Here is a 20,825-nt window from a genome sequence, read left to right on the forward strand (position 1 = left end):
CACCCGAATCGGGCAGTTTCGTGTCACTGAAACCCGAATGTAGCCGTCGCTCGCTCGCCGTTAGGGGGTCCCGAAGCCGCTTTACGCGTCGCCCGACTACCGCCGGCAATGAGCGAGCCGAGCCCCGAAGTCTACGAGCAGGGGAAGGGCATGGACGCCCACAATCAGGTGATGCGCGACATTCGCTCGCGCAAGGAGAAACGCTACGACCCCCACGAGCCGACTCGCGTCTGGCTCGACGAGGACAACACGCCCGATGGCGTCTACCAGTCCCTGACAATCATCCTCAACACCGGCGGGTGTCGGTGGGCGCGCGCCGGCGGCTGTACCATGTGCGGCTACGTCGCCGAGTCCGTCGAGGGCGGCTCCGTCCCTCACGACGCGCTCATGGACCAGATAGACGCCTGTCTCGAACACGAGCGCGAGAACGGCGACGAGCAGTCGGGCCTCATCAAAATCTACACCTCCGGCTCGTTTCTCGACGAGCGCGAAGTCGGTGCGGAGACCCGCGCCGCCATCGCCGACACCTTCGCCGACCGCGAGCGCATCGTCGTCGAATCCCTCCCCGACTTCGTCGACCGCGAGAAACTCGCCGACTTCACCGACCACGGCCTCGCCACCGACGTCGCCGTCGGCTTAGAGACCGCCACCGACCGCGTCCGCCACGACTGCGTGAACAAGTACTTCGACTTCGAGGACTTCGTCGCCGCGACGGAGGAAGCCGACGCCGCCGGCGCCGGTGTCAAGGCGTATCTCCTCATGAAGCCGCCCTTCCTCACCGAATCCGAGGCCGTCGAGGACATGGTCGACTCCGTCCGCCGATGTGCGGAGTACTGCCATACCGTCTCGATGAACCCCTGTAACGTCCAGCGCTACACGATGGTCGACGAACTCTACTTCGACGGCGGGTATCGACCGCCGTGGCTCTGGTCGGTCGCCGAGGTGCTTGAGCGCACCGCCGACGCCGACGCCATCGTCGTCTCCGACCCCGTCGGCGGCGGGAGCGAGCGCGGCCCCCACAACTGCGGCGAGTGCGACGAGCAGGTCGAGCGCGCCATCAAGGACTTCAGCCTCCGGCAGGACCCCGCCGTGTTCGAGCAGGTGTCCTGTGACTGCGAGGCGACGTGGGAGACGGTCGTCGAGACGGAGACGAGCTACGCCATGCCGCTCGCGCGCTGACGGCCCCAAGACCTTTCGCTCGTGACCCGCAGTAGCGGGTATGCCATCCGACGCATCGCCCGTTCAGCTCCGCCGAGTCCGCCAGCGACATGACCGAGTCTGACGCCCGACTCCGTCGCCGCCCGTTTCTGGGTGCGCTCGCCGGCGCCGGCACCGCGTCGCTCGCCGGCTGTTCCGCTGGCGACGGCGACGCGACGACCACGCCGACCCGGACGCCGACCGACGAGCGCGCCCGCTCGCTGGCCGAGCGGTTCGCGCCGATTCTCACCTTCGACGCCGCCGAGCGGTGGTTTCCGACCGACCCGCGGGCGTACGAGAGCGAGCGCGGCGGCGAGACGGTCGTCGACGGCTTCGACGCCTTCGACGGCTACACCGCCGACGCCGCCTCGGGGCACGGCCCGCCCGCCCCGACCGTCTTCTATCACGCCGTCGAGTACGCCGACTCCCCGCTCGCCGTCGTCCAGTTCTGGTACTACTCCGCGTTCGACCAGTTCTCGACCAACTTCCACTGGCACGACTGGGAGGTGGTTCACGTCTTCGTCGACACCGACTCCGGCGACCCCCAGCTGTTCGTCGCGAGTTCGCACTCGGGACGGGTTCCCAACAACGAGCATCTCGACCCCGACCCGGAGCGGGTGCCGCGCGTACTCTCCGAACTCGGCTCTCACTCCAGCGCCCTGTCGCTGAACGACCGCCCCGACTCCTTCCAGCGACTCCCCATCGGCGACCTGCCTGCCGACATCACCAACCGCGCGATTGGCGTCATCGAGGCGCTCGCCGAACTCCCGGCGGCCTACGGCCTCCCACGCGACGAGGGGCTTCGCCTCCCCTACGCTATCCCCGAACTCGATGGCGAGCCAATCCACGAACACGAGCGCTTGCCCTCGGTCGATAGCGACGCCCTCGTGCCGTCGTCGCTGACGGTCCGTTCGTTCGACGAACTCACCTCGCCGCCCGACGACCTGCCGGCACGCGAGACGGGCGTCTCCTTCGCGGTCGACGACTCGGCCGACGTCACGTACGACCTCGTCCCGACGAGCGATGTCGAGCACATCTCGGCGTTCACCGGACCGCAGTTGAGCTTCGAGTTCGACGTTCCCAAATTTGCGGAGGACGCCGTCGCGAACCACATCACGACGGCCGGGACGCCGTGGCATCAAGCGCGCTACACCGACCCCGCCGCCGACATCACCGACCCCGCTCACCGCTCGGCGCTCGCCGACCGCTACGACGCCGTCTCGCCGCCCGGTCCCGTCAACGACGTCATCGCGACCATGAGCGAGGTGGTCCAGTCTGCCGACGCCCCCGACGGCGCCGGCGTGACGACGACGGACACGTCGATAGAGGGTATCGCCCTCCTCCGGAGCGACCCCGCGGCCGCGCCCACCTTCCGCGGCGTCGCGATGTTCCGCGGCGTCGACTCCGGCGACCACCGCCTGACGGTCAACGCCGCGGGCCTCGCGCCTCACGACGAACCCGTCCGAGTCGAGGACGGCGACGACGACACGTCGCCCGGGGCCACCGCCGTCGCCGGCGTCGAGGGTGAAATCCCGCTCGTCGCCGCGGGCGAGGCGACGAAACTCGAAGTCGACGCCGACGGCGCCGACTCGGAACTGGCCACCCTCGCCGTCGACGACGACTTCGGCGGTCGGTTGTACGAGGCGTCGCTCGACGGCTCCGACGCCGTCTACGTCCATCGAGCCGGCGCGTACACGACGGAAGTCAGAGATATCGACGACGCCGTCGGCGCCTTCCGCGTCAACCCGGACGACACCGAACCGGTCCGTATCGACCGCCCACGGACGGGGAAAGCGTCGCTCGCGTCGTTCGTCGCGACCATCACCGACGAGACGGCGGGACGACTCGCGTCGCTGGGGGACGACGATGGCGACACCGCCCCCGGCGCCGCGGGCGAAACAGCCACGCTCGGCGGCCTCCTGCGGGCGATGGAGGCGGTTAGCGGCGCCGCGACCCGCGCCGCCGAGCGTGCCGAGCGAGGGGACTCACAGGGCACCGACCGGGCGCTGGAAGCACTCGCCTCGAATCTCCAGCGCGCCATCGAGCGCTTCGACGGCCTCAGCGACACGCTTCCCGAGGCCGAAGCCGACGCGGCGGACCGGCGTCTCGGACAGGCCCAGCGTCGAACCAATCAGGCGATTGCGTCGGAGAAACTCTGACCTACTGTGTCGGCGCCACCGCGTCGAACCCGCGGAGGAGTCCCGCGCCGTCCGTCCCGTCGAGGTCGGGGAGCGTCGCTCGCTCGGGGTGGGGCATCATCACTGCGACCGTCTCGCGGTCACCGAGGACGCCCGCGACGTTGCCCCGCGAGCCGTTGGGGTTCGATTCGTCGGTCACGGTTCCGTCCGCGTCACAGTAGCGCAGGAGAATCCGGTCCTCGTCGACGAGGCGGTCGTAGGTGTCGTCGTCGGCCTCGAAGCGCCCCTCGCCGTGGGCGATGGGGAGTTCCAGAATATCTCCCTCGTCGTAGGCGCGTGTCCACGGCGTGTCGGCGTTCTCGACCCGGACGTGAACCCGCTCACACTGGAAGCGCGCGCTCCGGTTGGTGGTGAAGGCGCCGGGGGTCAGCCCCGATTCGCAGCCAATCTGGGCGCCGTTGCAGACGCCGAGGACTGGCACGCCGTCGGCGGCGGCCTCGCGCACCTCGTCGAGGACGGGGGTCTGGGCCGCCATCGCGCCCGCGCGGAGGTAGTCGCCGTAGGAGAAGCCGCCGGGGAGCATCACGCCCGTCGTGTCGGCGGGGAGGCCGTCCTCGTACCAGACGCGTTCGGCGTCGATGCCGAGATGCGAGAGCGCGCGCACCGAGTCGCGGTCGCAGTTGCTCCCGCCGAACTGAAGCACCGCGACGGTCATCGCTCCGTGACCTCGACCTCGTAATCGTGGATGGTCGGGTTCGCGAGCAGACGCTCTGCCATCTCGTCGGCGCGGTCGGCCGCCGAGTCGGCCGATTCGGCGTCGATGTCGATTTCGAAGCGGTCCGCCGACCGCAGGTCGTCGAGGTCGAACCCGAGTCGTTCGAGCGAGCGCTGGGCCGTCTCCGCCTCCGGGTCGAGGACGCCCCGCTTGAGTCGCACCGTCACCGTCGCGGTGTATGCCGTCATCGCTCGCTCGTCGGGCGCCGTGGGCCAAAGCCGTTTTGGAGTCGCCGTTACAGGTCGCGGACCGCGTCGACGGCCGCGTCGATGGTCGGCGCGTCGAACCACGCCTCGCGGGTGTAGGCGTTTGCCCCCGCCGCGTACATCTCCGCGACGGCGGTGACGACGCCCGACGGCAGCGGGTCGGGGTCGACGTCACAGAGTTCCCGCCAGTCGGCCACGCCGCGCTCGTCTGCCTCCGATTTCGCCGCGCTCACGGCTTCGACCCACTCGGGGTGGGCGCGCTTGTAGAACTGGCGCACCACCTCCTTCGACACTTCCTGCTGGTCGTAGGCAAAGCGGTTCTCGTCGAACGTCCCAACCACGTCGGCCACCGCTATCGTCCCGCCGTCGTACAGACACTCGATTTTGCCGTCCTCGTGGACGAACCCCGTCCGACTCGCCTGCTCGGTGACGACGCGGTTCACCGTCCGCGCCAACTCCTCGAGTGCGTCGATGTCGGCGGCGCCCGCGATGCGGTCGGCCGCCGCGCGGTCGAGATACCGGTCCTGCTCCTCGTACTTCGTCGAGAACTCGACGATTGGTTCGGGGAGCTGAACCGTCTTGTCCGGCCACGAATCGTAGTCTAGGTCGTAGTCGGCGGGGTCGCCCCGCGTCCGGAGACTCGACCCGACCGGCACCGTGTTGCGGAAGACGATTTCGAGTGGAATCAGGTAGTTGTCACCCGCCTCGGCGTGGTAGGCGTCGTAGTCGTACGTCCCGCTCTCGAAGGGCAGGTCGGGCACCTGCACGAGGTCGATGGCGAGTTCGCGCGGCGCGTCGTCGGCGTCGTCCAGCGACACCGCGTCCGGCCCGACGCCGCGGTAGTGGGTCGGGACGCCCTCGGCCTCCAGCAGTTCGAAGTTGAACGCGCCCATCGTACAGAGGCTCCGACCCTTGTCCGGAATCTGGTCGGGCATCTGCCCCCAGTCGAAGACGGAGTAGTCGTCGGTGAAGGCAAAGCGCCCGCGCCCAGTCGCCGTCGCCGTCGGCTCCCGCTCGATACGGAACTCCTTGACGCTCGTCATGGTGTGCAAGGCGAACGCCGCTGGCAAGAACCTTCGTATACCGCCCGGACCCCGAACGCTTTGACCGACGCCGCCGTAGCGACGCCCGTGACCGACGCCACCGGCGACGCGGACGGGAGCGAGTCGGTCCGTCTCGCCGTCTCCGACCCCGACATCAATCGACTGCTCGATGTGGGACGCCTCCTCGACGACTCGATTCGCATCCCCGGCACCAGCTACCGGGTCGGCGTCGAGCCCCTGATTGGCCTCCTGCCCGTCGTCGGCGACGCCGCCGGCGTCGCCTTCAGCGCGTACGTACTCGCGGTCACGGTCCGCAGCGGCGCTCCACGCGCGACCGTTGCACGGGTCGCCTGCATCCTCTGGATTGACGCCATCGTCGGCACCATCCCCGTCGTCGGCGACCTGTTCGATGCCTACTGGAAGGCGAACCTCCGGTCGGCGCGCCTCCTCGAAACCCGGCTCGCGGACCCGGCGAGCGCGGCGGCGGACCGCCGCTATCTCCGCCGTCTCGTCGCCGCCGTCGCCGGCCTCTCGCTCGTCGTCACGGCGCTTCTGGCCGCCGGGGCGTGGTGGCTCGCGCGTGCCATCTGAATGGCAAGACAGTTACGGGCGCCCGACCCTCTCTCTGTATGAGCCTCCTCGACGACGCGCGCCGGCTCGCCGCGACCGGGCCGGTGTGTGATGCGTGTCTGGGGCGCGTCTTCGCCGACCGGAGCTTCGGGCTGACCAACGCCGAGCGCGGCCGCTCGCTCCGCGTCGCCGCCGCCCTCGATGACGACGAGCCGTTCGACCCCGTCGACACCGCGGACTGCTGGGTGTGTGAGGGCCGGTGTGCCGCCTTCGACGACTGGGCCGAGCGCGCCGCCGAATCGGTCGCCGACATCGAGTTCGACACGTATCAGGTCGGCACTCGCACCCCGCCGCTCATCGAGGAGAACGAGCGCCTGCTTCGCGAGGAAATCGACGCCGACCCCGACGCCGGCGAGCTATTCAAATCCGAGTTCAACCGCGAGGTCGGCAAACTCGTCGGCCGACTCACCGACACCGAGGTCGACTTCCAGCGACCGGACGTGCAGTTTCTCATCGACCTCGACGCCGACCGCGTCGAGACGGAGATAAACTCCGCGTTCGTCTACGGCCGCTACCGAAAACTCGAACGCGACATCCCCCAGACCGAGTGGCCCTGTCGCGAGTGCGACGGCAGCGGACGACAGGGAAGCCAGCCCTGCGACCACTGCGGCGGGTCGGGCTATCTCTACGACGACAGCGTCGAGGGGTTCGTCGCCCCCCTCGTCGAGGACGTGATGGACGGCGTCGACTCCGTCTTCCACGGCGCCGGCCGGGAGGACGTCGACGCCCTCATGCTCGGCACCGGCCGCCCCTTCGTCGTCGAGGTGAAGGAGCCGCGCCGACGCGCCGTCGACACCGACCGCCTCGAAGACGACATCAACGCCTTCGCCGGCGGCGCCGTCGAAGTCGAGGGCCTCCGGCGCGCCACCTACGACATGGTCGAGCGCGTGAAACGGCTGGAGGCGAGCAAAACCTACCGCGCCGCCGTCGAGTTCGACGCCCCAATCGACGCCGACGACCTCGCTACCGCCCTCGACGAACTCGACGGCGCGACGGTCGAGCAGTACACGCCCCAGCGCGTCGACCACCGCCGCGCGAACCTGACCCGCACTCGCGAGGTGTACGACGCCGCGGGCGAACTCGACGACTCCCAGCACGCCACCATCGAGATTCACGGCGCTGGCGGCCTCTATATCAAAGAACTCATCTCGGGCGACGACGGCCGGACGGAGCCGAGTCTCGCGGACCTCCTCGGCGTCGGCGCGCGCGTCACCGCCCTCGACGTCCTCGCCGTGGAGGGCGAGGACGAACCCTTCGAGGACGAGGACTACTTCGCGTAGCGCGGGGTACATAGGCGTCCGGCGCCTACACGCGCCCATGACCGACGACCGCGCGACGGCGACACTCGCCGGTGGCTGTTTCTGGTGTCTCGAAGCCCCGTTTCAGGAACTCGACGGCGTCTATAGCGTCACCTCGGGCTACTGCGGCGGCGACGTCGACGACCCTACCTACGACGAGGTGTGTTCCGGGTCGACTGGCCACGCCGAGGCCGTGCAAATCGAGTACGACCCCAACGTTCTCGACTACGAGGCCCTGCTGGAGGTGTTTTTCGCGCTCCACAACCCGACCACAAAAGACCGACAGGGGCCGGACGTCGGGTCGCAGTATCGCTCCGCGATTTTCACCCACGACGAGGAGCAGCGCGAACTCGCCGAGGCGACCATCGAGCGCCTCGCCGACGCCTACGACGACCCCATCGTCACCGAAATCGAGCCGCTGGAGACGTTCTACGAGGCCGAGGACTACCATCAGGACTACTACGCGAACAACCCCGAGCGAGCGTACTGCCAGATGCAGGTGCGCCCCAAAATCCAGAAGGTCCGCGAGCGGTTCGCGGAGCGCGTGGCCGACGACTGAGTTCCATCAACCCCCCGGGGGTTCAGGGGCTATCGCGGGTCGACGAAAACGATGAAGTGTGAACGGCCAGTAGAGCCGCATACGTGGCTCAATCGGCCATGGTTTCAGACGGACCCTTGTGGGATTGAAGCGCCCTCCGTCGCCGGTGTCTCGATGTCAGTCGCCTCGTTTCAGACGGACCCTTGTGGGATTGAAGCCCTCGTTGACCTGCCGGAGTGAGTGACTGGCCGCGAGTTTCAGACGGACCCTTGTGGGATTGAAGCCCCGTACTGTCAACTTGGTGCGCGATTGGATAAAAAGGTTTCAGACGGACCCTTGTGGGATTGAAGCTTCGCCCACGACGGCCGAGCGTTCGCCTCGTCGACCGGTTTCAGACGGACCCTTGTGGGATTGAAGCAACTCGACGGCGCGACGGTCGAGCAGTACACGCCCCGTTTCAGACGGACCCTTGTGGGATTGAAGCAGTAATCGAGTCGGCGGCCGGTCCGGTAGCGGTTCTCAGTTTCAGACGGACCCTTGTGGGATTGAAGCCCACAGTCGCATTTGAGCGTCATGCGTCCACCTCGTGTTTCAGACGGACCCTTGTGGGATTGAAGCCAGCGTTCGGAGGTCCGCCGACGCGAACGCCGAGTTTCAGACGGACCCTTGTGGGATTGAAGCGTCGTCGTCGATGTCCTCGACGTCCTCGATGACGAACGTTTCAGACGGACCCTTGTGGGATTGAAGCGTTGTCGGCGTTGTCCTGAACAGTGAACGTGACAGTGTTTCAGACGGACCCTTGTGGGATTGAAGCTTCGTCGGCTGGTTGTGGCGGGTAGTGGCCAGTCTTGGTTTCAGACGGACCCTTGTGGGATTGAAGCTGCTCGTCTACTCGAAGGAGGACGAATACGGCGGGGTTTCAGACGGACCCTTGTGGGATTGAAGCGGCCCGCCGACCTCGCGCACCAGACCGGCGCCGAGTTTCAGACGGACCCTTGTGGGATTGAAGCCAACGGAGCGCCCGGACCGCGTCGAGGCAGGCCGTTTCAGACGGACCCTTGTGGGATTGAAGCGCGTGGCCGTGAGGAGGCTCCCCGAAGTCTCGTAGTTTCAGACGGACCCTTGTGGGATTGAAGCCCCGACGAGGATGAGTCCATCGAGTAGTCGACCGAGTGTTTCAGACGGACCCTTGTGGGATTGAAGCGGAGCCGACACCACCGACCAGCCGCTCGACGAACGGGTTTCAGACGGACCCTTGTGGGATTGAAGCGACAGCGTCCAAGGCGCCACCTACTGGCTTCGGTTTGTTTCAGACGGACCCTTGTGGGATTGAAGCTACCAGCAAGGTGAGACTTTGGCATCGTCTAACAAGTTTCAGACGGACCCTTGTGGGATTGAAGCCCACTTCGATATCCCGCTCGCCGGCTTCGAGCTCGCCAGTTTCAGACGGACCCTTGTGGGGTCGAAGCTTCATCAGCCGTTCGGCAATCGTCCGCAGCGGGTCGAGGTTTCAGACGGACCCTTGTGGGACCGAAGCCTTCCGTATTGCCCAAGATTACATACGTGAGAATGCAGTACGCTAATCAAGGAGCAAGAATGGCGAAAGAAACACTCGATGGCGTCCCAGAAGACGAAATCAAGAGGCGCATCGAACAGGCGAACGAAGAGTTCAACGAGCGGCTCCGCGAGCAGGTCGTCGACATCTAATTCTGGTTTCAGATGGACCCTTGTGGGTCGAAGCACCGTCGACGTCTCTCAAGCGCAGGCGGAGCGCGCGAGCGTTTCAGATGGACCTTATCGAGTCGATAACATGCTTACACTCTGTGCTCTCCTGTTCCCCCCGTTGTCGGTGTTACAGACGACCCTCGCCAACACCCACCGCATACCCGAATGCCAAAGGCCAACTGTCGCCTTCCCGTACTACCAGTGATGAGTGAGTCAGACGATACGGCCACGGGGCCGAACATATCAGTTGCCGTCGTGGACAAGTCACACACGAACGAAATCCCCGACAACATCGACTCTGAGCTGTATACGACGACGAGGCCAGAGTCATCGTTGGTCGAGTTCACGGCCGCTCCCGACAGTGAACTGGCCGAGGCGCTCAGGCGACACGGCTTCGACGTGTGAGCTAACCTCCCCACGTACTGTATTCCCAATCGCCGCTCCTGATTCTCACCCAACATTTATTCCGGTGCATCCGTTACGAATGTGGGGATAGAACCATGTGCCACCATCACAAGCCAATCGACCTGATAGCGGAGCGGTACGCCGAGGCCGAGGAGGAGGACGAGGACGCGGCGGCCGAGACGCAGACGCTGACGCCGCCGGCCGACGACTGATACGGCGTATTGGAACTGTTTACTGGTGGTCCGCCAAGGCGGTCTGGCAGACCACCGGTAACGACTTACGATAATCCGTCTGACCCGAACGGTTTAGTCGCCCACCCCCAACCCGCCAGTATGCAGGTTGGTGCCGACGAGGCGGGCAAGGGGCCGGTGTTGGGGCCGATGGTCGCGGCGGCGGTGCGCGCGCCCGCCGACGCCATCCCGTCGGGCGTCGACGACTCGAAGCGCCTCGCGCCCGCCCGCCGCCGCGAGTTGGCCGAGCGTCTCCGGGAGAGCGACGCGACCACCGTCGCCGTCGCGGTGATTACGCCGGCCCGCATCGACGCGCCCGAGACGGACATGAACGGCCTGACCGTGGCGGCACAGGCCGAGGCCATCGCGGACGTCGCGGCGGCGGGCGATGCCGTCGTCGTCGACGCGGGCGACGTGAACGCCGACCGATTCGGTCGGCGGGTGGACGACGGCGTCGCGACTGACGTGACGGTGACGGCGGAACACCGGGCCGACGAGAACCACCCCCACGTCGCGGCGGCGAGCGTCGTCGCGAAAGTGGAGCGCGACGCCCGAATCGAGGCGCTGACGGAGCGATACGGCGACGTGGGAAGCGGCTATCCGAGCGACGAGCGAACTCGTGACTTTCTGGCGAGATACGTCCGCGACAACGGCGAACTGCCGGCGTGTGCGCGGGCGTCGTGGTCGACCTGTGCGGACGTTCTCGACGCGGCGGCGCAGTCGTCGCTCGCCGATTTCTAAAAAAGCGGCTACCTTCAGCGCGTCAGGAGCGCACGGAGGATGTCACCGTACGCCGGCCGGGTGAGGAGGACCCCCACCAGCACGCCGAGGATGGTGAAGATGGCGAAGCCCTGCAGGTCGCCCAGCGAGAGGACGGCCAGCGGACTCATGGCGATGATGGTCGTCGCGGCGGCGGCGCCGATGACCCAGAACGCCTTGCGGAAGCGCGACTGGAACACGCGACGACTGTTCACGTCGCCCTGTGACATCACCTCGTCGGCGATGATGATGAGGTCGTCAACCCCGGTCCCGATGACGGCGATGAAGCCCGCGATGACCGAGAGGTCGAGCGGATAGCCGATGCCCGCCGCGAACCCGAGGAGGATGACCACCTCGGAGAGCGCGGTGACTATCATCGGCAGCGCCACCTCGACTTCGCCGTAGCGCAGGAAGACGACGCCCGCGACGGCGAGGACGGCGATGAGACCGGTCAGGAGCGAGTTGATACGGAACTGCTCACCCTGACTGGGGGAGATGAACGAGGAGGTGCCCTCGCCGTTCGGGCCGATGTCGAGCGATGCGGGGAGCGCACCGGCTCGCAGGTTGATGGCCACCTCTCGCGCGCCGCTGAAGTTCTGCGTCTGGAGGATGAACCGTGGGTCCTGCGCCCAGTCGCCCGAGCGCATGTCCGCGGCGAGACCGGGACTCATCCCGAAGGCGTTGACGACTTCACCGTCGACGACGAGCAGCATACACGCCTCGGTGCCGTTCGGAGCGGTTCCGTAGCGACACGTCGAACCGCCCTGACTCGCGACGCCCGTCTCGACCATCCGTTCCTGGAATCCGGGCGCTTCGCTCTCACGCACCACGACGGGAACGTGAGGTAGCTGGCCCTCGCCGCCCTGTCGCGCGTTACCGATGCTCTGGAAGTCGTCACGTTCGAGCACCGTCTCCTGCTGGTACTCGCCGTTCGTCGGGTAGTAGACGTCGACGCGGACGTTCCCGCGCTGGTTCACCAAGTCGACGACGTCCTGCCGGTTCTCGTCGGGCACCTCGATGAGGATGTAGTTCTCACCGGTGGGCGTCTGAATCTGCTGGACGGTCCCGCCGGAGAGGCCCGCTTCGTTGATTTTGTTCGAGAGGATGTCGACCGTCTGCGACCGCGTCTCCTCGGTGACGCCATCGCGTGTCTCCTCGTAGGCGTAGCCCGCGGCGTCGAGGGCGCTCCCGAGTTGGTCGGGGGAAACGCCGTCGGCGGTCACTTCGACGGTGCCCGATGTCTGCGTCTCGGGCCGCACGATGACGTCCGCGACGGTCACGTTGTCGAGTTCGTTCGCGACGTTGCGCTCGATTGCTGGCGCCTCGTCCGACCCGAACTCGACTTCGGTCGCGGTCACCCCGATTAGCGGCGCCCGGATTCGCGTCCCGCCGGAGAGCTGGAGGCCGTATTCGAGGTTGGTCGGACTGTCACTCGCCTGTCCTGCCGTGGCGCCGCCGTCTTGCGCCATCGTCGGCGAGAACAGGGCGAACAGGCTCGCCAGAAGGACGAACACGAGTAGGAAGATGCGCCAGTTGTCTCGGAACGTCCCCATCAGTTCGACACCCCTTCGTACTTGTACCAGCGGAGGAGGCTGAGGTTGAGCATGTAGGTGTTCATCAGGTCCGTCGCGAGACCGAACACGAGGACGGTCCCGATGGCGGCGAGCAGTTGGATGCCGAACAGCGTTGCCACGATGGTCATGACGACCATCGCCGAGAGCGACGTGAGCGTCATCGTCACGCCGGTCCGCATCGCGCGGTGAGTGGATTCGTAGAACCCACCCGACCGGCGGAGGATGTGGTTGTTGAGGAGGATGTCCGAGTCGACGCTGTACCCGATGAGCATCAGGAGCGCGGCGACAGTCCCCAGCGTGAGTTCGATGCCGAGGAGATTCATCAGCGCCACGGGCACGACGACGTCGGAGAACGCCGAGATGACGACGGCGATAGAGGGAACGAACGTTCGGAACAGGAGGAAGACGAGCGCGCTCATGCCGAAGAAGGCGAAGGCGACGCCGCCGAGAGCGAGCGTCTGCGTCCGCGACCCGAACGACGGCGAGACGGTGTAACTCGACTCGACTTCGAAGCCGGCGGCTCTCGCTTGCTCCTCTAACGCCGAGACACCGACCGTTTCGGTCTGGAACGTCAGGATGTACGTCGTGCTGTCTGCGTTCGGATTCGGAACGCTCCGGACCGTCTCGGGAGCGGGGTCGAACGCCTGCTCAATCTGTGCGCGGGCTTGGTCACTCGGGCCGTCGACGGCGACACGAATCTCCGCGCCGCCCGTGAAATCGAGGCCGGGATTGACTGGAACGCCGGTCGCGACGTACCATCCCGCGATAATCAGGAGGGCGATGGCGAGTACCGCGAGCGGAACCGCCGCGAGCTGACGATTCGTGTACCGGGTGTAATCGATTTCCGGTACTTCGAACGCTACCATGCTCGCCGGTCCAGCCCGACGCCTACTAAGCCTTCTTATGTCCGCTTGGAGAGGTCGCGTCTCAGGGCAGATACCGAACGCTCACCACGCCCGGCTCCGAGCGCACCACCACCCGCTCGACGCCGAGCCGGGCGGCGCGCGACCGAAGCCCCTCCGTGTCGTCGAGGACGTCCGCCACGGCCTCGTCGGTACCGTCCTTCTCGACGGTCAACACGTGTATCTCGCCGATGCCCGCCCGCTCTCGTTTCGTCAGTTCGCCGACGCCCTGTTCCGACGCCATCTCGCGCTCGTGTGTCGTCGGCGATTCGTCGCTCTCCTCGACGCTAATCGTCCAGCGCTCGGCTTCGTCGACGAGCCGCCACGCCACCTCCAGCGGGGGCTCGGCGGCGACTGTCCCCTCGATTGCCTCGCCGACGGCGACGCCGGGGTTGTCGACCAGCGTGTGAACCTGCCCGTCGTCCACGTCCGTGAGGACCGCGCTCTCGTCGTCCGCCGCAGTCACGAGGAAGGTGCCGGTCTTCTCCGTCATGGACGGCCGTAGGCGGGCGAGCGGTTTCCGGGTTTCGTCGTCGACGTACGGTCTCACCGAAACCAGCGGTGGACCAGTCCTATCGCACCCGCCGCGACGAGCGGCGGCACCACCCCGACGGGTTGAGGGAGCGCGTACAGCGTCGCCACGACGGGCGCGAACAGCCCCGTCGGCGTCGTCTGCTGGGCCGGCGGCACGGAAATCACGACGCCGACGTAGAGCGCGCCGACGAACAGGTAGCCGGCCAGCGCGAGGGCGGCGTCGTATCGAGTGTCACCGGCCGCCGCGTCTCGGCGTCGGTGGCGCCGCGCCACGAACAGCACGGGCGCCACCAGCGGGACGACCACGAACAGCCCCACGACGGCGAAAAACGACCGCGAGAGCGTCAGGTTCCCGCCGCGGCCGCCCGTCGTCCCGGCGATGACGCCGATGACCGCCGTCACGAAGAGGGCGCTCACCGCGACGGTCAGCAGGCCGCCGAGGACGACGTAAGACCGGAGGAGCCACGAGTCGCTCGCGCGGAAGGCGTAGGGAAAGGCACCGAGGACGCCGCCGTAGTCGTCCGCCATTGGCGGCGCTACACAGTGGGGGGAGTTAACGGGACCGGAAGCGGCCGTCACCGACCCGCTCCGCGGTGTCGAGGAGGACGAACCAGTCGAGCAGGGCCGCCACGCGCTCGCGCCACGCCGCCTCCCACGACGGGTCGCTGTGACGCTCCCACGTCGGCACCTGTTCGCGAACCGCCTCGAACGCCTCGTCGGCCGTCAGCGGCTCCGAACCGAGCGTGTCGTGGACCGCCTCGGCGGCGACGACGCGGCCGAGGAGCGCCGCGCGACAGTCCGGCACCGTCGGCGTCGTCTCGGTTCGGCGAAACCCCGACGGCGTTTCCGTGACGAGTTCGAGCGCTCGGAGGAAGGTGAGCCACGTCCGCGCGTCGTCGCGCGCCGAGAGGTCGAGTCGGCCGACCAGCCGGGCACAGCAGTCGGCCTCGGTGTCGGGCACGAGCGGCACCGCCCGCTGGGCGCGCTCGACGAACTCGAATTCGTCCGGTGCGGGCGGGACGGGCTTGAACTTCACAGCCCGAACGACTCGGCCAGCAGGTCGTGGTTCGTCTCGCCCAGCGCGTACGTCGGGCCGTTGATGACGTCGACGGTCACTTCTGCGGGTGCGAACACGGATTCGGGCACCTCGTAGAAGTCCCAGTCGGCGTCCTCGAACACCTGCTCGAAGGGGGTGTCGTACTCGTCGGCAGCGGTGGAGGGCACCTCGTCGAACCGGTCGAAGTCCTCGCGCACCTGCAGATACACCTGCCCGCCGTACGCCAGCGCGTCGTTCGTGCGGCCCATCGCGACCGACTCGTCGTGACTCACGGGCGCGACGGGGGCGCTTCCGGCGGCCGACACCACGTCCGTCGGGTCGTAGCCGAGTTCGAACAGCCGGAAGAGCGCGAGTTCGGGCGCGCGGGCGGCGGCGCTGACGCTGCCCGCCATCGACCCCGTCGGGTACGTGGGAAGGAACACGCCGCTCGGCGAGACGCCGGCGCGGTCGGCCACCTGTTCGGCCGCGTCGTCGCCCGGTAGCGTCGCGCCCTCGATGGTCAGTACCGTCAGATCGAACTCGTCGTAGTAGCCCACGACTTCGAACTCCGTCTCCTCGCCGACGAGCGCTCGCGCCGGCCCGGAGCCGAGGCCGTCGACGCTCTCGGTGACGAGTTCCCAGCCCGCCTTCTGCGAGCAGAGCAGCGCGAGCGCCGGCTTGTCCGTCGTGAGTTCGACGTGGGGAAAGGGCGTGCCCGCAACCTCGTCCATCCGGGTCTGAATCGTCGCCAAGCCCGCCGTCTGAATCTCCGCGAGCAACAGGCCCGCTTCGAGACCACCCGCCGCCGTCACGCCGAAATCGAGCACCGTCGCTCCCGAATCGAGTTCGAGGACGTCGACGTTGAGTTCGCCCGCGAAGTCGATTGCCTCGTCGACGAGTTCGACGGCCATCCGATTGAGACTCTCCATGCGGCCCGATTGGGCGCTTTCGGTTAAAGGGGTTGCCAGTGCCGACAGACGACTCGATTAGAAAATTAATACGACGTTCGTCCACTCTAATCTCGATATCAGATGTTGGTGCCTTCCTTTACCGCAATATCTGCGTTCTATCAGCTACCCAAACGGCGATACGCTGGACGAACAATCACACAATCTTTTTAGTGAATTAGCGTCCAGTACTTCTCGACTGTGGATTCCAGATAGGGCACAAACACCGATGATTCTGAACATACTGATGACATACTGTGGATGTGGTGGACGAACTGGCACTCAGGAACAGACACGGCGAGGCGGGCGATGACCGACCCGATTCCGACGACGTGTATGCGGTGTGCGGTGGGGTGTGGACTGCTCCAGCGTGGCGTCGACATCGGCTACGGCATCGACACCGTCCGTGGCAACGCGAACTACCCCGTCAACCGCGGGATGGCGTGTTCGCGCGGTATCAGCGAGACGGCCGACCCCGACGGGGAGTGGCTCACGCGCCCGATGGTCCGGCGCGACGGCGAACTGGTGAAGACGACGTGGGACACGGCGCTGTTCGAGGCTCAGCGCGGCCTCGGCGAGGCGATGGACGCGTCACCCGACGCCGTGGCCGTCCTCGGGAGCGGCCAGCAGACTAACGAGGCGGCGTACGCCCTCGGCAAACTCGCCCGCGGCGGCATCGGCACGCGATACTACGACGCCAACACGACCCTGTGTATGGCGAGTGCGGTGACGGCGTACTACGACGCCTTCGGCAGCGACGCCCCGCCGCCGACCTACGAGGATATCTCCGAGGCCGAGACACACGTCGTCTGGGGGGCCAACCCCGCCGTTGCTCACCCGGTCATGTGTCGCTGGATTACGCAGAACGCGGAGGACGACGGCGACCTGATAGTCGTCGACCCCGTGCGGACGAAGACGGCGAACGCCGCCGACCACCACGTCGCCGTCGACCCCGGCGGCGACCTCGACCTCGCGCGGGCGGTCCTCGCTCGCATCGTCGAGACCGGCGGCGTCGACGAGGCGTTCGTGGCGGAGGTAACCACTGGATTCGACGCCCTCCGCGAGTCGCTGCCCGACCCCGAAGCCGCGGCGGACCGCGCCGGCGTCTCGATGGGTGTCGTCGACCGCCTCGCCGACGCGTTCGGCCGCGACACCCTCGTCTACTGGGGAATGGGTGTCAACCAGAGCGTCCAAGGGACCGACACCGCGGGCGCGCTCATCGACCTCTGTCTCGCGACGGGGAATCTCGGTCCCGGCACCGGCCCCTTCTCGCTCACCGGGCAGGCCAACTCGATGGGGACGCGCGTCTGCTCCTCGAAGGGGACGTGGCCCGGCCACCGCGACTTCGGCGACCCCGAGGAACGCGCCGTCGTCGCCGACGCGTGGGACGTGCCGGTCGACCGCCTGCCCGACGACCCCGGCCCCGGCCCGGTCGGCATCGTCGACGCCATCGACGACGGCCCGGTGGAGTCGGTGTACGCCGTCGCCACCAACCCCGTCGCTGGCATGCCCGACGCCACCAACGTAGCCGACGCTCTCGACGACACCTTCCTCGTCGTGCAGGACGCCTTCCGCACCGAGACGGTCGAACACGCAGACGTCGTCTTCCCCGCGGCGACGTGGGGCGAGTCGGACGGCACGGCCATCAACATGGAGCGCACCGTCTCGCGGATTCGGCCGGCGAGCGACCTGCCTCGCGGCGTCCGCACCGACCTCAACATCATCGCGACGCTGGGGAACGTCCTCGTCGACGGCCTGTTCGACCGCCCGACGGACCCCGCGAGCGTCTTCGACGAGTTCGCGGCGCTCACCGCCGGCACCGACGCCGACTGCTCGGGCATCAGCCACGAGCGACTCGACGAGGAACTCGCCGTGCGCTGGCCCGCGCCCGACGCCGAGACGAGCGCCGGGTATCGCTACTACGAGAGCGAGGAGCCACGCTCCTCGGAATCCAGCGAGACGCCATGCGTCTCGGAATCTGACGACTGGTCGTTCCCGACCCCCTCCGGTCGCGCCCGCTTCAGCGACGGCGAAGGGCGCCCGCTCCCCGAGGCCACCGACGACGAGTACCCGCTCCTCCTCACCACGGCACGACAGGCCGACGGCTACAACACCGGCGTCCGATCGCGCGATTCGCCCGACGACCCGGGACCGCTCGTCGCTCGCGTCCACCCCGAGACGCTCGATACCCATCGCGACGCCCTCGAACCGAACGAGGCCGACGAGTTGCACGCTCGCGTCGCCTCCCGCCGCGGCGACGTCATCGCCCGCATCACGCCGGATGACGCCGTTCCCGAGGGCGTCGTGTGGCTCCCTATCCACCATCCGGCGACGAACGACCTCACCCATCCCGCGACGGACCCGCGGTCCGACGAGCCGAACTTCAAGCAGTGTGCGGTTCGGCTCGCCCGCCCCGAGTCCGACTCCCGGACGCCGGCCTTCGAGCGTGAACGGCCCCCGCAACACCCATGACGAACAAAATCGAGCAGCTGATTCTCGCCACCGTCGCCTTCTTCTGGGCGTTTCTCATGTGGTTCTCGACGGCGGCCTTTAGCCCGAGTATTGGCGAGTTCTACGGTCTCACGACGGGGCAACTCGCCCTCCTCGCGAGTTCGGCCATCTGGCTCGCGCCGCCCGGGCGCGTCCTCGCCGGGTGGGCCGCCGACCGAATCGGCGCGCACAACGTCTTCACCGTCATCCTCGCGTACTCCGGCGCCGTCAGCATCGCCTCCGCCTATGCCTCCGGCATCGGCTTTCTCTCCGATTTCCAAGTGCTGTTCATCGAGCGCTTGGTCGTCGCGAGCGCGGGCATCAGTTTCGTCGTCGGCATCCAGCACGTCGCCCAGTGGTTCGACGAACACGAAATCGGGACCGCCGAGGGGCTGTACGCCGGCACCGGCAACGTCGGCGCTGGCGTCGGTGCCCTTCTCCTTCCGCGCATCTACGGCACCAACTTCTCCGACGCCTTCCTCCATCTCGGCATCGTCGCACTCCTCATCGCCGCCGTCTACAAGTGGCGAGGTCAGCCTGCGAAAGACGTCGCCACTGCGGAGACGGCGCGGGAGAACACGTCGCTCGGCGACACGCTGTTCGTCTGGACGCGCTTTGCCGCCATCGCGCTCATGCTCGCGTACGCGATGTCGTTCGGCCTCGAAATCGCGATGAACTCGTGGCTGCCGAGTTACTACGCACAGGGCTTCGACGGCGCCATCGCCGACCTCGGCTTCACCGGCACCGCCGCGATTCAGACCGCCGCGGGGACCTTCGCCGCCGTCCAGTCGTTCAACGCCTCGCTGTTCCGCCCCTTCTCCGGCTACATGTCCGACCTCTGGCAGCGCAAGGGGTGGACGCCGTATCCGATTCTCTCGACGACGCAAGACTACTCGCCGCGAGTCCACTGGCTGATGACGGCGCTCGTCCTCATCACGCTCTCGATGGTAGGGCTGACACTCGCCGGCCTCGCCGGCTTGCTCCCCGTCTCCGTCGTCGTCCTCGCCGCCTTCGGCATCACGGTGAGTTTCGGCACCGGCGGCGTCTTCGCCATCGTTCCGGTCCTGTTCGAGGACCGCCCCGGAACCGCCTCGGGGTTCATCGGTGGCGTCTCCACCAGCGGCGGCATCGTCTACCCGCTGGTCTACGGCTACGTCCCCAACATCCACATGGGCTATGCCGTCGTCGCCCTCCTCCTGTTCGTCCCCATCATGGGCGTGTACGTCTGGGCGATGCGCTACGACGAAGACCCCCGCGAACACGGCTTCGGGTCGGCCCGGCGCTGGCTCGGTGGCGACGCGCGGGCGCCCACGGGAGGTGATGACTGATGGGCCACACGTCCGAGACGGACGACGACGCCGAGTACGGCGACTGGTACGCGTGGGGGAAGGCCATCCTCTACGGGGAGATGATGCTCGCCATCCTCGTGACGGCGTTCTCGCTGTATCTAGCCTTCAACGGACAGGCGGGCTTTCTCGCCCACTAGACGCGGGCCGTCTCGACCACCGACGGGTCGTCGTCGAGGCGGATTCGAAGCGTGTCGTCGCCGCAGTCGATGCGAACCGTCGCGCGCCACGGGTCCTCGCTCGTGACCGTCGTCCGCTCGTCGGAGGCGGCGAAGGGAAGACTCCAGATGTGGCGGCGCGTCACGTCGATAGCGTGGTCGTGATAGAAGGCGACGACGGCGGGATGGGTCACCAACAGGCCGCCGAGGCGGGTGTACACCGACCCGTCACACGTCTCGCAGGCGTGCAACACCCGGTGCTCGATGGCGGGGTTGTCCCGGAGCGGCATCTCCGCGTCCGTCGGGAGGACGCGAGACGTCATGCGCCCGCTACACCACGGACAGACGCCTTTCGCCATCGACGCGATTTCGCGCTGGAGGCGCTCGTTGGCCGCGCGAAGCACGCCCGCCCGCTCGCGGTCGGTCAGGCTACTCGGCGGACAGAAGTACCGGTAGAACGTCGCCCCGCAGTCGTCGTCCGCACACCGGACGCGAAACGTGCCGTCGAGATAGGCGGCCTCCTGTGACGCGCCACAGACGTGGCAGTCGTCGTCGAGTTCGAACGGCTCGCGACGCACCCGGTCGGTGAAGGTTCCCGCCTTGATGGCCTGATACACCCGAATGCCGGCGTAGTTCAGTCGGTAGCCGGACTCCGTCTCCTCGACGAACTCCCCCACCAGTTTACCGAGGTGGTAGTTGAACCGACCGCTGCCCGAAATATCCGCCCGGCGCCGTAGCTCCGAGAAGGCGAGCGCTTCGGGGGCGCCCGGTGTCGACACCTCGCCCAACGCTCTGATAATCTTGATGCGCGTCTGGTTGGCCAAGAGCGTGAAGGCGTCGTCCGGACTGAGCCCTTCCGTCTCGTCAGTCACCGTACAGGACGGCGGTCTCCAA

At 67.3% G+C, this 20,825-nt stretch carries 20 protein-coding genes and 1 CRISPR repeat array; of the genes, 10 read left to right on the plus strand and 10 right to left on the minus strand.

Features of this window, described 5'->3' with window-relative positions; genetic code table 11:
- The first annotated feature begins 108 nt into the window (after nt 1–108).
- Entirely contained in the window at nt 109–1,179 is a 1,071-nt protein-coding gene (locus ACQUSQ_RS05330) for an archaeosine biosynthesis radical SAM protein RaSEA (RefSeq protein WP_435067490.1), read from the plus strand.
- A gap of 89 nt (nt 1,180–1,268) precedes the next feature.
- On the plus strand, nt 1,269–3,356 hold the full coding sequence (locus tag ACQUSQ_RS05335; RefSeq protein WP_435067491.1) for a hypothetical protein: 2,088 nt from the start codon (nt 1,269–1,271) through the stop codon (nt 3,354–3,356).
- A gap of 1 nt (nt 3,357) precedes the next feature.
- Here the strand turns inward: ACQUSQ_RS05335 and purQ are convergent, their stop codons facing one another.
- Genes purQ through ACQUSQ_RS05350 form a run of 3 tightly spaced genes read right to left on the minus strand, consistent with a single transcriptional unit; the run spans nt 3,358 to nt 5,359 of the window.
- The gene (gene purQ / locus ACQUSQ_RS05340) at nt 3,358–4,050 is read right to left on the minus strand and encodes a phosphoribosylformylglycinamidine synthase I (RefSeq protein ID WP_435067492.1); all 693 of its coding nucleotides are present in this window, start codon (nt 4,048–4,050) and stop codon (nt 3,358–3,360) included.
- The gene (gene purS, locus ACQUSQ_RS05345) at nt 4,047–4,298 is read right to left on the minus strand and encodes a phosphoribosylformylglycinamidine synthase subunit PurS (RefSeq protein ID WP_435067493.1); all 252 of its coding nucleotides are present in this window, start codon (nt 4,296–4,298) and stop codon (nt 4,047–4,049) included. The genes purQ and purS overlap by 4 nt, the downstream gene beginning before the upstream one ends.
- A 47-nt stretch (nt 4,299–4,345) precedes the next feature.
- Entirely contained in the window at nt 4,346–5,359 is a 1,014-nt protein-coding gene (locus ACQUSQ_RS05350; protein WP_435067494.1) for a phosphoribosylaminoimidazolesuccinocarboxamide synthase, read from the minus strand.
- Between the two features lie 87 nt (nt 5,360–5,446).
- Here ACQUSQ_RS05350 and ACQUSQ_RS05355 point away from each other — a divergent pair, with 87 nt between their 5' ends.
- The 5 genes from ACQUSQ_RS05355 (at nt 5,447) to rnhB (ending at nt 10,926) form a co-directional block, all read left to right on the plus strand.
- Entirely contained in the window at nt 5,447–5,950 is a 504-nt protein-coding gene (locus ACQUSQ_RS05355) for a DUF4112 domain-containing protein (RefSeq protein ID WP_435067495.1), read from the plus strand.
- Nucleotides 5,951–5,988: 38 nt separating this feature from the next.
- The gene (locus ACQUSQ_RS05360; protein ID WP_435067496.1) at nt 5,989–7,269 is read left to right on the plus strand and encodes a tRNA pseudouridine(54/55) synthase Pus10; all 1,281 of its coding nucleotides are present in this window, start codon (nt 5,989–5,991) and stop codon (nt 7,267–7,269) included.
- 37 nt (nt 7,270–7,306) lie between these two features.
- Nucleotides 7,307–7,846 carry a peptide-methionine (S)-S-oxide reductase MsrA gene (gene msrA / locus ACQUSQ_RS05365; protein WP_435067497.1) on the plus strand — a complete coding sequence of 180 codons (540 nt, stop codon included), beginning with the start codon at nt 7,307–7,309 and terminating at the stop codon, nt 7,844–7,846.
- Nucleotides 7,847–7,947: 101 nt separating this feature from the next.
- Nucleotides 7,948–9,362: a CRISPR direct-repeat array (repeat unit 30 nt; unit sequence GTTTCAGACGGACCCTTGTGGGATTGAAGC).
- Nucleotides 9,363–9,754: 392 nt separating this feature from the next.
- Nucleotides 9,755–9,955, plus strand: a complete 201-nt coding sequence (locus tag ACQUSQ_RS05370; RefSeq protein ID WP_435067498.1) for a hypothetical protein — start codon at nt 9,755–9,757, stop codon at nt 9,953–9,955.
- Nucleotides 9,956–10,287: 332 nt separating this feature from the next.
- Nucleotides 10,288–10,926, plus strand: a complete 639-nt coding sequence (gene rnhB, locus ACQUSQ_RS05375; protein ID WP_435067499.1) for a ribonuclease HII — start codon at nt 10,288–10,290, stop codon at nt 10,924–10,926.
- A 14-nt stretch (nt 10,927–10,940) separates the two neighbouring features.
- Here rnhB and ACQUSQ_RS05380 read toward each other — a convergent pair whose 3' ends face one another.
- The 6 genes from ACQUSQ_RS05380 to mch form a co-directional block, all read right to left on the minus strand.
- Complete coding sequence (locus tag ACQUSQ_RS05380) at nt 10,941–12,497, minus strand: preprotein translocase subunit SecD (RefSeq protein WP_435067500.1); 1,557 nt, start codon at nt 12,495–12,497, stop codon at nt 10,941–10,943.
- Nucleotides 12,497–13,384, minus strand: a complete 888-nt coding sequence (gene secF / locus ACQUSQ_RS05385; protein WP_435067501.1) for a protein translocase subunit SecF — start codon at nt 13,382–13,384, stop codon at nt 12,497–12,499. The genes ACQUSQ_RS05380 and secF overlap by 1 nt, the downstream gene beginning before the upstream one ends.
- A gap of 61 nt (nt 13,385–13,445) precedes the next feature.
- Nucleotides 13,446–13,913, minus strand: a complete 468-nt coding sequence (locus ACQUSQ_RS05390; protein WP_435067502.1) for a DUF5812 family protein — start codon at nt 13,911–13,913, stop codon at nt 13,446–13,448.
- 53 nt (nt 13,914–13,966) lie between these two features.
- Entirely contained in the window at nt 13,967–14,482 is a 516-nt protein-coding gene (locus ACQUSQ_RS05395; RefSeq protein ID WP_435067503.1) for a hypothetical protein, read from the minus strand.
- A gap of 25 nt (nt 14,483–14,507) precedes the next feature.
- The gene (locus ACQUSQ_RS05400; protein ID WP_435067504.1) at nt 14,508–14,990 is read right to left on the minus strand and encodes a hypothetical protein; all 483 of its coding nucleotides are present in this window, start codon (nt 14,988–14,990) and stop codon (nt 14,508–14,510) included.
- Nucleotides 14,987–15,919, minus strand: a complete 933-nt coding sequence (mch, locus tag ACQUSQ_RS05405; RefSeq protein ID WP_435067505.1) for a methenyltetrahydromethanopterin cyclohydrolase — start codon at nt 15,917–15,919, stop codon at nt 14,987–14,989. Before mch ends, ACQUSQ_RS05400 begins: the two co-directional genes overlap by 4 nt.
- Nucleotides 15,920–16,246: 327 nt before the next feature.
- Between mch and nasA the strand changes: the two genes are divergently transcribed.
- The 3 genes from nasA to ACQUSQ_RS05420 are packed head-to-tail and all read left to right on the plus strand — an operon-like array spanning nt 16,247 to nt 19,913.
- Nucleotides 16,247–18,409 carry an assimilatory nitrate reductase NasA gene (nasA, locus tag ACQUSQ_RS05410; protein ID WP_435067506.1) on the plus strand — a complete coding sequence of 721 codons (2,163 nt, stop codon included), beginning with the start codon at nt 16,247–16,249 and terminating at the stop codon, nt 18,407–18,409.
- Nucleotides 18,406–19,755, plus strand: a complete 1,350-nt coding sequence (locus ACQUSQ_RS05415) for an MFS transporter (RefSeq protein WP_435067507.1) — start codon at nt 18,406–18,408, stop codon at nt 19,753–19,755. Before nasA ends, ACQUSQ_RS05415 begins: the two co-directional genes overlap by 4 nt.
- Nucleotides 19,755–19,913: a hypothetical protein gene (locus ACQUSQ_RS05420; RefSeq protein ID WP_435067508.1), complete on the plus strand. Its 159-nt coding sequence runs from the start codon at nt 19,755–19,757 to the stop codon at nt 19,911–19,913. Before ACQUSQ_RS05415 ends, ACQUSQ_RS05420 begins: the two co-directional genes overlap by 1 nt.
- Here the strand turns inward: ACQUSQ_RS05420 and ACQUSQ_RS05425 are convergent.
- Nucleotides 19,910–20,803 (minus strand): winged helix-turn-helix domain-containing protein, encoded by an 894-nt coding sequence (locus tag ACQUSQ_RS05425; RefSeq protein ID WP_435067509.1) that lies wholly within the window; start codon nt 20,801–20,803, stop codon nt 19,910–19,912. The genes ACQUSQ_RS05420 and ACQUSQ_RS05425 overlap by 4 nt on opposite strands.
- Nucleotides 20,804–20,825 lie beyond the last annotated feature (22 nt).

It is taken from the genome of Haloplanus sp. C73, assembly GCF_051195115.1.
Classification (GTDB): Archaea; Halobacteriota; Halobacteria; order Halobacteriales; family Haloferacaceae; genus Haloplanus.